This is a genomic window from Mesorhizobium shangrilense (assembly GCF_040537815.1).
Taxonomy (GTDB): domain Bacteria; phylum Pseudomonadota; class Alphaproteobacteria; order Rhizobiales; family Rhizobiaceae; genus Mesorhizobium; species Mesorhizobium shangrilense.
Map to the genome: position 1 here is coordinate 4,055,678 of NZ_JBEWSZ010000001.1, position 14,991 is coordinate 4,070,668.

The 14,991-nt window shown below is 57.9% G+C and carries 11 protein-coding genes; 3 read left to right on the forward strand and 8 right to left on the reverse strand.

Annotation, left to right across the window (positions count from 1 at the left end; translation table 11 throughout):
- Positions 1 to 105: 105 nt before the first annotated feature.
- Positions 106 to 693: an amino acid synthesis family protein gene (locus ABVQ20_RS19670; protein ID WP_354462221.1), complete on the forward strand. Its 588-nt coding sequence runs from the start codon at positions 106 to 108 to the stop codon at positions 691 to 693.
- A gap of 429 nt (positions 694 to 1,122) precedes the next feature.
- Complete coding sequence (locus ABVQ20_RS40505) at positions 1,123 to 1,581, forward strand: hypothetical protein (protein WP_435528391.1); 459 nt, start codon at positions 1,123 to 1,125, stop codon at positions 1,579 to 1,581.
- A gap of 102 nt (positions 1,582 to 1,683) precedes the next feature.
- On the opposite strand, the gene ABVQ20_RS19685 is transcribed toward ABVQ20_RS40505, so the two are convergent.
- The 8 genes from ABVQ20_RS19685 to ABVQ20_RS19720 all read right to left on the reverse strand — a co-directional run bounded on the left by ABVQ20_RS19685 (position 1,684) and on the right by ABVQ20_RS19720 (position 12,372).
- Positions 1,684 to 2,469: an N-acyl homoserine lactonase family protein gene (locus tag ABVQ20_RS19685; protein WP_354461165.1), complete on the reverse strand. Its 786-nt coding sequence runs from the start codon at positions 2,467 to 2,469 to the stop codon at positions 1,684 to 1,686.
- 30 nt (positions 2,470 to 2,499) lie between these two features.
- A complete protein-coding gene (locus ABVQ20_RS19690; protein ID WP_354461166.1) occupies positions 2,500 to 3,903 on the reverse strand; it encodes an APC family permease in 1,404 nt (467 codons plus the stop codon).
- A 101-nt stretch (positions 3,904 to 4,004) separates the two neighbouring features.
- Positions 4,005 to 5,039, reverse strand: coding sequence for a LacI family DNA-binding transcriptional regulator (locus tag ABVQ20_RS19695; RefSeq protein ID WP_354461167.1), 1,035 nt, complete (start codon positions 5,037 to 5,039; stop codon positions 4,005 to 4,007).
- A 512-nt stretch (positions 5,040 to 5,551) separates the two neighbouring features.
- Positions 5,552 to 6,500, reverse strand: a protein-coding gene (locus ABVQ20_RS19700; RefSeq protein WP_354461168.1) for an IS630 family transposase whose coding sequence is annotated in 2 segments (ribosomal slippage) — positions 5,552 to 6,163 and positions 6,165 to 6,500 — 948 coding nt in all. Because the reading frame shifts where the segments join, the coding sequence is not laid out codon by codon here.
- Between the two features lie 87 nt (positions 6,501 to 6,587).
- A complete protein-coding gene (locus ABVQ20_RS19705) occupies positions 6,588 to 8,597 on the reverse strand; it encodes an ABC transporter permease subunit (protein WP_354461169.1) in 2,010 nt (669 codons plus the stop codon).
- 1 nt (position 8,598) lies between these two features.
- Positions 8,599 to 10,137, reverse strand: a complete 1,539-nt coding sequence (locus tag ABVQ20_RS19710) for a sugar ABC transporter ATP-binding protein (protein ID WP_354461170.1) — start codon at positions 10,135 to 10,137, stop codon at positions 8,599 to 8,601.
- 84 nt (positions 10,138 to 10,221) lie between these two features.
- On the reverse strand, positions 10,222 to 11,355 hold the full coding sequence (locus tag ABVQ20_RS19715) for a substrate-binding domain-containing protein (protein ID WP_354461171.1): 1,134 nt from the start codon (positions 11,353 to 11,355) through the stop codon (positions 10,222 to 10,224).
- A gap of 87 nt (positions 11,356 to 11,442) precedes the next feature.
- Positions 11,443 to 12,372 carry an SMP-30/gluconolactonase/LRE family protein gene (locus tag ABVQ20_RS19720; protein WP_354461172.1) on the reverse strand — a complete coding sequence of 310 codons (930 nt, stop codon included), beginning with the start codon at positions 12,370 to 12,372 and terminating at the stop codon, positions 11,443 to 11,445.
- Positions 12,373 to 12,716: 344 nt separating this feature from the next.
- On the opposite strand from ABVQ20_RS19720, the gene ABVQ20_RS19725 reads away from it, so the two are divergent.
- The gene (locus ABVQ20_RS19725; protein ID WP_354461173.1) at positions 12,717 to 14,741 is read left to right on the forward strand and encodes a N,N-dimethylformamidase beta subunit family domain-containing protein; all 2,025 of its coding nucleotides are present in this window, start codon (positions 12,717 to 12,719) and stop codon (positions 14,739 to 14,741) included.
- Positions 14,742 to 14,991: the final 250 nt, after the last annotated feature.

Below are 14,991 nucleotides of genomic sequence, written 5' to 3' on the forward strand. Positions count from 1 at the left end.
GAGCGCGAGACATCCGGATTTTCCTCCGAAGCAGAGGAAGACGCGTGACCAACCCCTCCCCTAGCCTGATCGCCGAATTCTGCGCAGGAAAGGCCGTTGGAACGAATGGAAATCAGGAAAATCTGCACCTTCATTGAGGAGGTTCTTGTCGAAGGCGGAAAGGTGGCCGGCAAGCCAGTCACCACAATCGTTGTTGCGGCGGTGTTGAAGAACCCATGGGCAGGTCGAGGCTTCGTCGAGAACCTTCGGCCCGATATCCTGGACATCGCCCCCAAGGTCGGCGCCGAGCTCACGAGGCGGTTGATCGCCCTGATGCCGTCGACCGAGATTGAATCCTACGGTAAGGCCGCATCGGTAGGCGTGAACGGCGAGATCGAGCATGCCTCGGCGCTGATCCACACGCTGCGCTTCGGCAATCTGTTTCGCGATGCGGTTGGCGGCACGACCTATCTTGAGTTCTGCAACACGCGCAACGCGCCTGGCGCATTACTGTCGCTGCCTATGATGCACAAGAGCGAAAACGGCAGGCGCTCGCACTTCCTGACTGCGAACTTCCAAATCGCGGACGCTCCCGCTCCCGACGAAGTGATGGTTGCCATCGGCGGGGCCAATGGCGGGCGGGTGCACGCCCGAATCGCCGATCGCTTTCAGGACATCGCGGAGATCGAAGCAGAGAATGGGTCCACACAATAAGTGGTTGTTCGGGCAGAGCTCAGATTGTTCTGCCAGGCTCCAAGAAGTTAAGTCGAGTTCGATCTCAAGAGGCCGGCACGAGATCGCGGGCTATATGTTCGGGGACCCTGAACTGATCGGCTGCGGGGTGATCCTTGTTTTTGGCTCGCTCAACGTGGACATGATCCCAATGAGAATCTGACCACGTGTCAGAATTGGACGCTGACGACTTAACAGGGCAGCTTTGTAGCGTTCGGGAATGCACACTTGTTAGCAGCGTAAGGGTCCCTATCTCTTTTGCCGCAGAGGAAAAGAGGCATGCCCCGATTGGAGGCGCTGTAAGTTTGACCTCGGTGCAACTGTGCAGCCCTGTCGGCCCTTCGCGAGGGCGGCTTCATCCGGACGGTGCGAGGGTGCAACGGTGGCAATTTTGTTGCCGAGGATGTCGGCGTGCTTCTGGTGGAGGCCGCCAAAAGCACTCGGCTGACGCGCAACGAGATTCGTGACCTTACAGACTGGAGGAGAGCGATTTCTGGCGAGGCAGTTATCTGGCCGCCGAGCGCGGCGCCGAAGACGACTTCAGGCAGATCGCTCAATTGGCGCTGGATTTCGACAACTGTGTGCACAGCCTGCCGAACTTGCGCATGGCTGATGCGCGCTTTCATCGACGGATCGCCGAGGCTTCGAGGTCAACGCGCCTCATACAAAGAGAGGGAAATCCAGATGGAAATGAACAGGCTCATTTTGTCAAAACGGCTGCTAAAAACCATTGAGAAGCTTCTGGGCAAGAGTCATGAACCGATCGTCGCGGCCATCACAAGTCGCAATGGCGAACTCGCCCGCCAGGAAATGGTTGCGCATGCAGAGGTCACGTTCAACTGGCTCGTCGGTCTGGCCAAGTCGGAATGACGATGCCGTTTGTTGCGCGGACTTCTCACCCAGAAGGAGCCACCTGTCGTGATCTACTGCGCGCATGATCGGTAGACGAAATGCATTACAGGCCTTGGGGCATCAGTCATAGTAGGCACCAGGCGCAAGCTTCACACTAGTGCGGAATGCCGTGTCATGCGTGCAGATGACTAGCGCACCATTTTCATCCCTAATTCGCCGCAGAGACAGCCGGCTCTCAATCATCGCATCTGGAGACCATGTTAGAGCTGCGGCAGGTAGACGAGTAATGTCTTCGAGATCGGGCTCATAGGCGGCATCTGCCACCAACAGGTACGATCGACTGGCGCCTTTCACCAGCATCGATTGATGTCCCTTTGTGTGCCCTGGCGTAAGAACCAGATGGATCGAACCGTCTCCAAACATGTCTTCGTGGCCGTTCACGAACCGAATGCGTTCGACAGGCACGTCGAACTCACTTTGAATGTAGATGCTCTCCTGGTAAACAGGCGGGTTTCTGGCGAACTCCCATTCTGCCGACTGAATCCAGTACCGAGCATTGGGAAAGGACGTCATCGCACCAGCATGATCGTAATGCAGGTGCGACAACACAACATGATGGACGTCCTCTGGCTGAACCCCAACTGTCCTGAGAAGCGCTCGAGCGTCATCGGCGGGGCGGACGTCGATACCCCAGTTTTCCGCTTCTGGCCCGAGATAGGCCTTGATGTCTTCGATTAACCCAGGGTTGGCCCCTGTATCAAAAAGCACCAAGCCGCTGCTGTGCTCGACGAGATAGAAGAAATAGGGAGTTTCCCTCGTTCCGGCTGGGTTGGAAGAAAACGGATCGAAAATCGCGTTGGGGAATCGTTCAAACCCGCAGTGGAAGGCATGTAGCTTCTTGAACATGTGTGGCTCCGCGTTCTCGGTATCGGAAGATCAATCGGCGAGTGTCTTGGCGATCTTGCCAAGGCGGTCTGGATTGCGCGCCTGAATTGTCCTCGCAAACGCCCAAGCCAGGACGACGGCCAAAATTGCCACATATACAAAATAGCCGAGAGGCGCCGGAGGAAACGGATAGACGTTGCCGTAGGCAACCAGCAACACGCCGGCCATCGCGACTGCGGGGACGACACCATGTTCGACTATGCGGAAATCGCGGGGGTAGCGGCGCCTAATAAAGATCGGCAAGCCGAAAATCAGCATCGCGTAGCAGATGATGAAAAACAGCGTGGCCAAAAACGACGTCCAGCCTGCAACATTTTCGGGGGAGTAGGCTGCTCCCAGCAGGAAGCAGATGATGGCCGCCGCCACCCCAAGCGACACCGCAGCATTGCCAGGAGCTTCGGCCTTGTTGAGCTGAGCGAGCCACCGGGGTGCATACCCGTCCCGTCCAAGCGCCGAAATCAACCGTGACGCCGCGCTGAAGGTCACCAGATTCAAGGCCAGCAGGCTGAAGCCGGTTGCCGACACGATAAGCACCTGCAGCCACGGGCCGCCAAACCGTAGCGCCAATTCAGCGAACGGGCTCGGGTTCGTGGTGAGCTCCTTCAGGCCTGCATCTGTCATCCCAAAGCCGATGACTTCGCAATAGGTAACCAGGACGAAGAAGGCCCCTAGTGCGATGGTGGTGGCCATCACTGCGAAAGGGATGGTTCTCGCAGGATTTCGAACTTCGCCGCTCAGCGTCGTGGCTGATTCAAAGCCGACAAATGCGAAGATGGTGAAGACGTTGCCAAGCAACAATCCGGAGAGACCCTGCACGCTCGAGGAAGGGAGGAAAGGCGCGATGCTCAATCCATTTGCTCCTGACTTCACAAGGATTGCCACGGCCAACACCATGAAGGCGGTGACTTCAATTGCCAGCAGAACGAGTCCAGCCCGAAGTGAAGGTTTCACGCCGGAGACTGTTAGTGCGACACTAAACGCGCAGATGGCGCATGCCCACAGTCCCCAATGCCCTCCCAGGGCCGGAAACGTTCCAGTCATGAAAATGGCAAAGAACAGTGGCTGAAAAATCAGAAGGATAAGATATGCACCCAACTGCATCGCGCCACTGATGAAGCCTGCGACGGGACCGAACGTCTGGGTGAGGTAGATGTAAAAGGATCCGGCGGTAGTTATTCGGGATGCATACCCGCGGATCACGATCGCGATCGCCACGCAAATGATGAACGCGCTCACAAACGCCAGCGGCGACGCAAAACCGGCGTACTGCGCAACGTAAATATTACCCGCTGTCACACCGACAGCCGGACTTACCAATGCTGCCGACTGCGCGACGGCTTCCCAAAACCCGACCGGGCGTGAAACCGCGTTTTCAGCATAATCTGGATTGCTCATAGGACCCCTCCTTTTCGTCAACCAAAGCTTGTTTCGCATTCATGTGACTACGTATTCATATACCCGCGAATCAATTAGTCAACTTGCAAGTTTGGAGGATTTTAAGCCTTCAATAGGGGTTCTCGGACAGTACTTCTACGGATCAGCTCGCCGGGGATGGTATGGACTCTGGGTGCCCTTGGATCGGTTGAAGTGATGAACTCCAACGTTTTCTCAACCATGAGCTCGAGGGGCTGACGTATCGTCGTCAAATCGTAGGCAGACCAGGCTGCACTCGGTACATCGTCAAATCCAACCACCGAAACGTCCTGTGGAACACGCTTGCCCAGCTTGAAGCGCAGACAGTCGAGCGCGCCAAACGCAATAACGTCGTCGCCACAGAACACGCCATCGATATCCGGGACGTCGGCGAACAACGCGGCGGTCGCGTCCATACCCCACCGATAGTCGAATATTTCTTCGATGACGGTAACCGGTGCCAGGCCGGCCTTTTCCACCGCCGAAACGAAGCCGACCCTGCGATCCGTGTTCGTAGATGAATTCGGCCTGCCCCCAATGTACGCGAGGCGCTTACAACCACCACTGATCATGAGTTGTGCTGCCTGGGTGGCACCGAGCTGGTTGTCGCACCTGACCACAAAAGATTCAGACCGTTGGGAATGTCGGCTCAGGAGCACAACTGGCACGTTCATCGATTCGCACATTTCTGCCGCTTTGGATGAGAGCAAAGCGGTGGTGATAATGATCCCTGCAACCCGGTACTTCAAAACCGCAGGGATAACATCGTCCACTGTCTGATGGTGGGCCGCGTTAAAAAGAAGAACCTCGCGGCCGCTGCGCTGAATGGCGTCCGTCAGGGCATCTAGAGCTATGGGATAGAAAGGATTGATGATGTCGGCCATCACGACGGCGATAATGTTGGATTGCCCCTTCGTAAGCCCGCGCGCCAAAGGGTTTGGCCGATATCCCAGTTGTTCGGCGGCGTCCTCGATGCGTTGTCTAACGTCGCTCGCGACGTAGCCATTGTTCGCGATCACGCGTGAAACAGCTGCCTGAGACGCATTTGCCAGTCGCGCCACATCGTGTTGCGTGATCTGGCTGAATGGCTTGATTTGACCCGCGTCGTTTTCGCTCATTGCTTACACCAGTTGAAGTCGAAGATGTCCGAACGGCAATCTTCGCAATCTGTTAGCTCTCTGATCCGAGTCGCGTCAATAGAACCAGTTTGGCAGTTTGAACCTTGCGTGCACTTGACCGAGACTTATACGCATGGTGACCCGGCTCTCGTCGGCGTTCTGACGAGACCTCACCCTTACCCGATGCAGAGACATTGCCTACGCCACCCCTGGCAGGGTCGCCAGAACTGTGGGGCGCAAGAAATCCGCGGCAGAACAGTCCAACTTGATGTGTTGTGGCGCATTTTTCTATGAGCCAGGCAGGCGCGATTTGATGTCATCATCGGCGTCGTGCCTGCCGCGATCGGCTTGGCATCCGGCAACAGGGACCCTTTTCAGCTTGGTTGTGAAATTGGTCTGCAGCAGCTCGGAACCGGCCGGGGCCGCTCACAGAAGGACTCCGGACCGCAGCTGGCATCCATCGTCTGCTCCATCCGCGCCTGGTAGGTGCGCTTGCTTTGGTCTAGAGCATTTCATGTTTTGACGGAAGCGTATCCTGCGTTTTCGAAGTAGTTCTTGCATTCGGCTGCCTCGATGGTTTCGACAAGGTGGCCGATGTGACGCCATGTGTCCTCGACGGTGCGCTTCTGGGCCTGGCGCATCCAGTGTTTGATCTTGGCGAAGGCCTGCTCGATCGGATTGAGATCCGGCGAGTAGGGCGCCAGGTACCAGAGCCTGGCGCCGGCAGCCTTGATCATCTGCCTAATGGCCGCCGACTTATGGCTTCCCAGATTATCCATGACGACGATATCGCCGGGCTTCAGCACGGCGATGAGCTGCTGCTCGACATAGGCGCGGAAGCATTGGCCGTTGATCGGGCCGTCGAAGACGCAAGGCGCCGCGAGCCGATCCCAGCGCAGCGCGCCGAGGAAGGTCATCGTGCGCCAGTGGCCGTGCGGAGCAAAGCCGCGCAGCCGCTTGCCCTTCGGCCCCCAACCTCGCAGCGGAGCCATGTTGGTCTTGATCCAGGTCTCGTCGATGAAGACCAGGCACTGCGGATCGAGGCCGGTTTGCCAAGACCGCCATCGCTGACGCCTGCGGGCAATATCAGCACGCGCCTGCTCAATGGCGAACAGCGTTTTTTTTGAAGCTCAGGCCCTCGCGGCGCAGGAACAGCCAGACCGTATTGTGCGAGACCTTGACCCCGCGCGCATCCAACTCGTCCTTCAGCCGATGCAGCGTCAGTTCAGAGGTCTGATTGATCCGCTCCACGATGAAGGCCCGATACGGCTCCAGAACGCGCTTGCGGTGTCCGCCCATCTTGCCCGGCGCCACCGAGCCGGTCGCACGGTAACGCTGCGACCACTTCACTACAAAGGAAACTGCAACGCCAAAGCGCGATGCAACCGCACGGCAGTTCTCGCCGGCGCCAACTGCCTCAACAACACGCTCACGAAGATCGTTTGAAAGGGCTCGCGTCATCAGATGCTGGCCTCCACCCAGCCAGCATCTTGAATCACAAACAACCTTCTTTGAGAGTCCTACGATTCTCTCAAAACAGGAAAGGCTCTAGCTTCGCCCTCGCCCGATCACCACCGCGACGAGCATCACCGCACCGAAGATGATATCGCGTAGCGCAACAGGCAGGTTCGCACCTGTCACCAAAGTCCCTAGCGCGACCAGCATCAGGCAGCCCCCGAGAATGCCGAAATAATGCCCGCGTCCACCGCTGGCGAGTGTGCCGCCGATGAGTACCGCAGCGATCGAAGGCAGCAAGAATGGTGCGCCCATATTGAGCGTAGCGTGGCGACTGAAGCCCAGCAACAAGACGCCGGCCAATGCAGCGCAGACGCCGCTGAGCACATATACAAATGTTACAGAACGCTTAACAGCAACGCCGGAAAGATGCGCGACGCGTGGATTGCTCCCGACGAGCACGATCTGCCTGCCAAAAACGCTGTAATTCAAAAGCCAAGTTGCGACAAACGTAAGCAAAAGCAGCAGCCAGCTGGCCGGCGCAAGGCCCAGAACGCGGCCCTCGAACAGCGAGACCGCAATGCCCGGCGCCTGTCCCTGAGCGAAACCGCCACTGTAGAGCAGGCCGGCGCTCTGCATCACGCCATTCATCGCCAAGGTCACTATTATTGCTGGAATGCCGAGTACGCTGATCAATAATCCGTTGAAGAGTCCGACCAGCGCGCCGATACCTATCGCCGCCGGTATTGCCCACAGAGCGACCACATCGGAACCGTTGGTCATGGTAGCCACGAAGACTCCCGTGAAGGTCAGAGTGTAGGGTACGGAGAGGTCGAGGCCGCCCGTCATCAAGACCGCACCCTGTCCGATTGCCAAAACGGCAAGGAAGACCGTGAGCACGAGCAGTGAATTCAGGTAGTTCAAACTGAAGCTGGAGGCTCCTACCACAATGAGCAGAGAGGCATAGACGAGAGCCAACAGTACCCAAGGCGGCAGCCAGCAACGAACGTCGACCTCGTTGCGGCGGAGCCAGCTCCGCAAGCCGCCTGTTTGAAGCTCTGGGATAGGTCTAGAGGGCGATATTGTGACGGATCGGCCGCGAGCTACACGAGGGGAGCGCGATACTAACTCGGACAGGGATGAATATAGCGAGTGGCGCTGGCCGATCGAACCGCCGATCACCGCCGCGATAAGCAAGCCGGCCTCGACAATCGACGTCCAGTCGGAAACAACACCGAGGTTAAGGAGGGCTGAGGAGATAATCATGAGACTCGTTGCAGCGAAGACCGCGCCGACGCAATCCCCTTTACCGCCGCCCAAGGCGACACCGCCTAGGACGGCGGCGGTGAAAATGCGCAGCAGCATGCCGCTGCCGATAAGCGGGTCACCCGTATTGGTCAGCGCGGCGAGGAAAATCCCCGCGACCCCGTAGAAAGCGCCCGCAAGCACATAACCCATGAATTTCGTGCGCTGGGTGTGAATACCGTTGGCAAATGCGGCCGCCTCGTCCGAACCCGTGGCGTAGAGGGCGGTTCCGAAACGGCTCGACTTCGCGAAGAACCAGACCAACAGGCCAGCCAAGATCACCGCGGCACTGCCGGGCACCGTGTTTACTATGAGGTCACCGGTGAAGACGCTGACAAGGCCGCTAGGAACGGTTCCGCCGGGGCTTGGCATCAGCAGAAGGTTTAGCCCCATGATCATGAACATGGTCGCAAGTGTAGCGACAACTGATTGAATGCGAAGAACGGCCACCAGATAACCATTCAAAGCACCTGCAATCGCGCCAACTGCGATACCGCCAATGCAAAGTAGAACCTGTCCCGTGAAACTATCTGTCGCATTGAGTACGACGACCACGTTCACTAGCGCCACGACTGCGCCGCAGGACATGTCGAGGCCGCGGAGGATAAACACGATGGTGAGTCCCATGGCGGCAAAGGCGAGCGGCCCGGCATTGGTTACAATGGAACTCCATTCGAAATAGGAAAAGGGCTCGAACAGAAGTGTCTGCTGCCAGAGGAAAACGAGAATACAGAAGACGATCGGCACCAGAAGGTTCTGCTGACGAGAGACAAACCTGCGCACAGCAACAGCTGTCATTTTAAGATTTCCATGCGGAAGAGGCAGTCGTGGGTGTTCGTTCCCGGTTGCCCATGGCAGCCGAAACAATGCGGTTTTCACTCAGCTGTTCCCGGTCTAGCTCCAATGCGATCCGCCCTTCGTACATAACGAGTACCCGGTCGCAGAGGTGTACAAGCTCTGCCGTCTCTGTCGAATAGAGCAGTACCGAACGGCCCTCGGCGGCGAACTCCCTGATCAACATATAGATCTGGTGCTTCGCACCGATATCGACGCCTCGCGTCGGATCGAACATGAGCAGGATGCGGCTTCCCGCAACCAGCCACTTGCTCATCACGATTTTTTGCTGGTTTCCGCCGCTGAAGGCTTTGCCCGGTAAGAAATCTGCGCGGGGCGGCACATTGAGTCGGGCGAAAGCAGCGTCGACCAGAGCACGTTCGTGCGTCCGGTTGAGATGGCCCCAATGCGAGAGGCTTCCAATGCTGGGCATAGAAGCAGTCTCACGGGCCGGGCGCTCAAGCAACAGGCCCTCTCTTGCGCGATCCTCTGGAATGAGACCCATGTCAATGCCGTTCGCGATGGCGTCGCGCGGCGATGACAGCCGCACGGCGCGGCCGTCGATCTCGATGGTGCCCGACGACACCGGCGCGTCGCCGAAGAGGGCGCGAAAAAGATCGAACTGGCCCATACCTTGGAGGGCCGCTAGCCCGAGCACTTCCCCCGCCCTCAGGGTGAACGACACCTCGCGCACCTTCGATCCCGTCGATACTCTCTGCGCTGCGAGCGGTGGGGTCGCGCTGCTTGCGCGACAATCGATCCATGCCGGAAAAATGGTGCCTAGGGAACGCCCGATGACATGTTCGACCACCTCTTCATCGGAAACATCGGTGGCGGCGAACGTGCCTACATGACGGCCGTTGCGAAGGAGCGTCATGCTGCTGCAGAAGCGGCGGACCTCTTCCATACGGTGCGAGACGAATGCGACTGTGACCCCCTTGGCCGAGAGCCGCTCGACTATTTCATGCAGCCAATCGACATCGTCGGCCGAAAGGGCTGATGTGGGCTCGTCGAGCAGAAGCAGCTTGGGGTCGCGCGATATCGCCTTGGCGATCTCAATCTTTTGGCGGGTGGCGAGATCGAGGTCGGTTGTCAACGATTGTGGGTCTATAAAGGATAGGCCAAGTGCAGCAAGAGCTTCCTCCGCCTTTTGACAGGTCAGACGATTTGATACGACCCCGAAACGGATTGGCTGATAGGGGATCAGCAGGTTCTCAGCGACCGTGAGATGTGGAACAAGTGTCATCTCTTGGAACGCAGTCTGAACGCCCAGTTTATGGGAGGTCTTTGGGGAGGCTGTCGCTATAGCGCGACCAAAGATGGAAAAGCTGCCGCTATCTGGAGCGACGAGACCACTGAGGATTTTCACGATGGTGGATTTTCCTGCGCCATTTTCGCCAATCAAGGCGCGAACCTCTCCCGAACCAATGCTGAATGATACGTCGTCGAGCGCTACGGTCGCTCCATAGCGCTTGGTTAGGTTGGCGATCTCGACTGCATGCATGGCTGGCACCCCGCAAAGGCCCTCCATACGATGGCGCCGGCAAGCGAAGGGCCTTCGCTTGCCGGCTTTTCCGGCACCATGCTGCTACGGATTGCCGGTTAGCGCCTGCTGAATGCCGATTTCGGCCGTCTCCGGCGTCCAGAAGTCGATAACGTAGTCGTTCGGCACCAGTGCAGGCGGCAGTGTGTTGCAGCCTTGGCCAAACTCCTGGGCGCTACCGGTTTGGCAGAGCTTAACGTTGGCGGTAATAACCTGGACAGGATCGTAGGTGATGGTTCGCGGGTGCTTTTTGCCGTCGAGAACGTCCTTTACGATCTTCAACGCGTAGGGGACGCCTGAGAGTCCGGATCCGACAGACAGGCCGCGCGCGCCAAGCGCGCCTTCGATGCCCGATTCCTTCGGGAGCATCTGGATTCGCGCGCCATTCTCGGCCTCGCCTGAACAGGGTATGATCGGATTTTTGGGATACCAGCCGTCCTCTACCTGCATTTCCGTGAGGGTGTCGCAGCCCAATTGTGCGACAATGCCATTGACATCCTCCCAGCTGTGCGTGGCCAGGAACTCACGCATCTTGAGCCTGGTTTCCTGCGCACTCCACATGCCGACTAGCTGCGCTGTCACCTTCATTTCAGGATGATCTGCAAGCGCGTCGACCAATCCCCTGTGATGGTCTTCGTTGTAGGACACGCCGGGGACGCCAAGGAACTCAATGATATTGCCCTTCCCGCCTAAGGCGTCGATGATAAACTGGGTGCGTATCTTGCCTAGCTTCACGCCGTCCGCCTTGAGCGTATAGGCACATGGCTCAGTCACACCGTTGATCACAGCCACTACGATTCCGCGGTCGCAGGCACGCTTTATGACGCCATTCAACGCGGTGGGCGAAATGGGATATGCGATTATGCCGTCGGCACCGGCACTTATCATCGATGTAATCTGTTGGATTTGGCGCTGCGCGTCAGCCCCCGAGGCCTGTACCCGAAGCTCGACTTTATCGGCGAAGCCCGGCATCTTCGACAGCGCTATAATGGCATTCATGGCTTCCGTCTGCCAAGTATTACCAAGATAGCTCATGCTGTAGTAAATCAGGTACTTGCCGTCAGCCGTTTTTGCTTCCGCTTGTCCCCACGAGCCCGTGAGGCTCAGCGCGGCCAAAAGCGCGAGACTCGTTACACGCGGCGACAATATTCTGCGTAAACTCATCAAATACTGAAACATTATCGTTCTCCTCTGGTTTTATTGCATCTGGAAGTCGAAGGGCCGTTACCCTTGGATGCGGACGACGAGTTGCAGCGGGGCTTCCGGTTACCGAGCGCCGCAACGATTGACGTAAACCGACCACAAGCTGGTCAGGCCTGTGAGATAAAGGCGGTCGCCACGTGGGCCGCCGAATACGAGATTGGTGATCGCTTCCGGAACGAGGATGCGGCCGACCAGATCGCCATTTGGCGCAAGGCACTGAACGCCGTCACCAGCGCTCGTCCAGATGAAGCCCTCCGTATCCAAGCGAAAGCCATCCGGAAGCCCCGGATTGACCTCGGCGAAAATTTGGCTCGGCCCAAGGCGCTTATCGTCCCGTACGTCGAAGACACGGAAATGATGTGCGCCGTCTGGAAATTCGGTGCAGCCAGTATCGGTCACGTACAGCTTCTGCTCATCGAGACTGAAAGCCAGCCCATTCGGCATCTGGCAATCATCGGCAACCATGGTAACGGCGCCGCTGTGGGGATCGACACGATAGATGTTGCAGGTGGCCTGTTCGCGTTCGCCGTGTACGCCTTCCCAATTCTCCCGGATGCCATAACTTGGATCGGTGAACCAGATCGACCCGTCGCTTTTGACGACAACGTCGTTAGGTGAGTTGAGGCGTCGTCCCTCGAACCGGTCAGCAAGCACGGTCAACGAGCCGTCATATTCCGTTCTGACAACCCGCCTGCCACTGTGCTCGCAAGTCAGGAGCCTGCCTTGGTTATCGCGAGTGCTTCCGTTAGCATGGTTGCTTGGACTGCGGAAAATTGTGGTGCCCTGACCCTCCACATACCGAAGCATCCGATTGTTCGGAATGTCGCTCCATATGAAGACGTCGAGATCAGCGAAATACACCGGACCTTCACCAAGGCGCGTCCCCCGAAACAGGCGCTCTAGGCGAGGCCCGCCGAAAACGCATTGCTTAAACACCGGCTCGACGAAGTCGAACGTGAGGTCGAATGTATCCACCGAATGCCACCCCAGCATGCTCGACTCCCGTTATGCGGCCTATCATGGCGTCAGGTTGATTCATGGGCCGCAGCCATATGTGAATACGTAACCATAATAAATGCTGGATAGCTGTCAAGGCGGAATTTTTACATGGTCGCTGTTGACGGAAGATAAAGCTCCGTCCAGGATTATGGATACGTATCCATATGGAGCCTCTGATGAAATCCGATCCGCTTCTCCCAATCATAGGATATTGCGATCCATGGAGCGTCCGCCCTGGGGAGGAACTTCACTTCATGATCTCATCCGCGGGCGGCAGGCCATTCCGCTCGCGTGTGGTGCGGGTCCGGCACGCCGATCCAAACCCTAGTGGGCCGGGCATGAAGCTGATCGACATGCCCAGCTTTGGTGAGCGGACTGTCGACGGTATCGAGCAGGAAACGCGCGTCGGCTCGTTCGGCCGTGCGCCCGCGCCTGACTGCCGATCAAACTTCTTCCTTGCGCTTAATATGCGCACCCTTCGCACTATCGAGCGCAAGCAATGTCTCTTCGGACTGCTCGATAAAAGTCAAGACAACCACGTTACCCTGTGCTTGTCCGGCAACGAGCTGGTCGTGGACGCCGGCGGCTACGCAATATCCACAGGGGTCGCCATCACACCGCTTTCTTGGTGGTCGGTCGGCCTTGGTATCGACATGGAGCGGCATCAAGCGGTTCTCGAACTGGTCGCTTTACATCCGCGGCTCGGCCCGTCACGCAAGGTGCGCAAGTCGTTCGATCTTGGCCGGCTCGTGACGATGCCACAGGATGGGTGGGCGAATGTCAGCTTCGGCGCGCTCGACGCTTCGGGCGACAGGCTGCATTTCGACGGTCAACTTGAGGCGCCGGCGATCGGCGCCGGAGAGCTTCCAGACCTTGCGGCGATCGGAGGTTCGCTGAAACTGCCGCGCGACCGCTGTCTGGCGGCGTGGGATTTTTCTGGTGACATGACAACTCAGTCCTTCCCCGATCGTGGACCCAGTCGACTGGGCGGGGAATTCGTCAACTTGCCGACACGCGCGATGCGCGGCTCTAATTGGAGCGGCCACGCCATGGCCTGGATGGCCGCGCAAGGCGAGTATGGCGCCGTACATTTCCATTCGGACGACGTAGGTGATGCCGGTTGGACTAAGAGCTGTGTCGTCAAGGTTCCAGAGGGCGCTCCCAGCGGCGTCTACGCGCTTGTGGCCGAGAACGATCTTGGCCAGGACTTGATCCCTTTTTACGTATTGCCGGACCGGAACCGCACGACGGATCGGCGCATCGTCTTCCTGGCATCGACCATGACTTACCTTGCCTATGCAAACCATGCGCGCAGCAACTGGAAAGGGCAGTTGGAAGAACGGGCGAGCCGCTGGAAAGCCTATCCGCACAATCCAGATACTGTTACCAATTGGGGTTTCTCGACGTATAATTATCATCCGGATGGATCAGGTGTGGCGCTATCGTCGCGGCGCCGGCCGATCCTGACGATGCGCCCTGGCTACCTTACGTTTCCCGATGCAAAGGGTTCCGGCTTACGCCATTTCCCTGCGGATACGCACTTGCTTGACTGGCTGGAAGAGAAGGGACATGCCTTTGACGTCATAACAGACGAGGACCTGGACGAGCATGGTGTCGACATCCTGCGACCCTATTCCGTGGTCATTACCGGTTCGCACCCCGAATACCATACCGAAGCAATGCTCGACGGTCTGGAGCAATTCCGCGCTGAAGGCGGCAGGATTTGCTACATGGGCGGCAACGGATTCTATTGGCGCATCGCGCGATCGCCGGACCTACCTTGGGTACTGGAGATCCGGCGCGCCGAAAGTGGCATCCGCGCTTGGGCGAGCGAGCCGGGGGAATACTACAACCAGCTTGATGGCAGTTATGGCGGCCTTTGGCGCCGCAATGGCCGTCCGCCACAGAAACTCGTGGAAATAGGCTTCGCGGTGCAGGGTTTGTTTGAGGGGTGCCCCTACTACCGGACTGCCGAATCCTACGCCCCCGAGGTTTCGTGGATATTTGACGGCGTGTCGGAAAACGTGTTTGGCGATTTTGGCCTATCTGGCGGAGGCGCAGCCGGATTCGAGCTGGATCAGGTTTCACCTTCGCTCGGCACGTCGCCAGGTACAGTCGTGCTGGCTCGTTCCGCGGGTCACGGTCCAAGCTTTCTGGGGGTGCCGGAAGACATCCTGACGCATACCTTGGCCGCTGGGGGAAAAGTCGAGGTGGAAGCGCATCTCGTCTACAGCGACAAGGACGGCGAGGTGTTTGCCACAGGCTCGATAACTTTCTTGGGCAGCCTATCTCATAACGGCTACGACAACTCAGTATCGAGACTTTTTGACAACGTCCTTCGACGATTTAGCCAGCCTAGATAAGATTTTGGACCACGATCCTCGACCCTAGGGTGCACCGTGCACCCAATGCAGTGGCGCGACAGATATTCCGATCGTTGGTGAAATCCACCCCAGATATTCGGTTGGACCCTTTGCCGCGAAGCTGCCTCATCGGGATCATGCTGTGGTCGCACGACTAGCCGCCCGGATGACACATCCGCTGCTGATAGAGATGGCGGGCCTGACATTTCAGGAGCCGATGTCACTGTTGACACCCGATGTGCCAAAGACA

Excerpts from the sequence above, each read along its gene's own strand:
- ABVQ20_RS19725 (WP_354461173.1), top strand. The coding sequence starts at position 12,717 with ATGAAGCTGATCGACATGCCCAGCTTTGGTGAGCGGACTGTCGACGGT.
- ABVQ20_RS19695 (WP_354461167.1), bottom strand. The coding sequence starts at position 5,039 with ATGAGCGAAAACGACGCGGGTCAAATCAAGCCATTCAGCCAGATCACG.
- ABVQ20_RS19685 (WP_354461165.1), bottom strand. The coding sequence starts at position 2,469 with ATGTTCAAGAAGCTACATGCCTTCCACTGCGGGTTTGAACGATTCCCC.
- ABVQ20_RS19715 (WP_354461171.1), bottom strand. The coding sequence starts at position 11,355 with ATGTTTCAGTATTTGATGAGTTTACGCAGAATATTGTCGCCGCGTGTA.
- ABVQ20_RS19720 (WP_354461172.1), bottom strand. The coding sequence starts at position 12,372 with ATGCTGGGGTGGCATTCGGTGGATACATTCGACCTCACGTTCGACTTC.
- ABVQ20_RS19705 (WP_354461169.1), bottom strand. The coding sequence starts at position 8,597 with ATGACAGCTGTTGCTGTGCGCAGGTTTGTCTCTCGTCAGCAGAACCTT.
- ABVQ20_RS19690 (WP_354461166.1), bottom strand. The coding sequence starts at position 3,903 with ATGAGCAATCCAGATTATGCTGAAAACGCGGTTTCACGCCCGGTCGGG.
- ABVQ20_RS19670 (WP_354462221.1), top strand. The coding sequence starts at position 106 with ATGGAAATCAGGAAAATCTGCACCTTCATTGAGGAGGTTCTTGTCGAA.
- ABVQ20_RS19710 (WP_354461170.1), bottom strand. The coding sequence starts at position 10,137 with ATGCATGCAGTCGAGATCGCCAACCTAACCAAGCGCTATGGAGCGACC.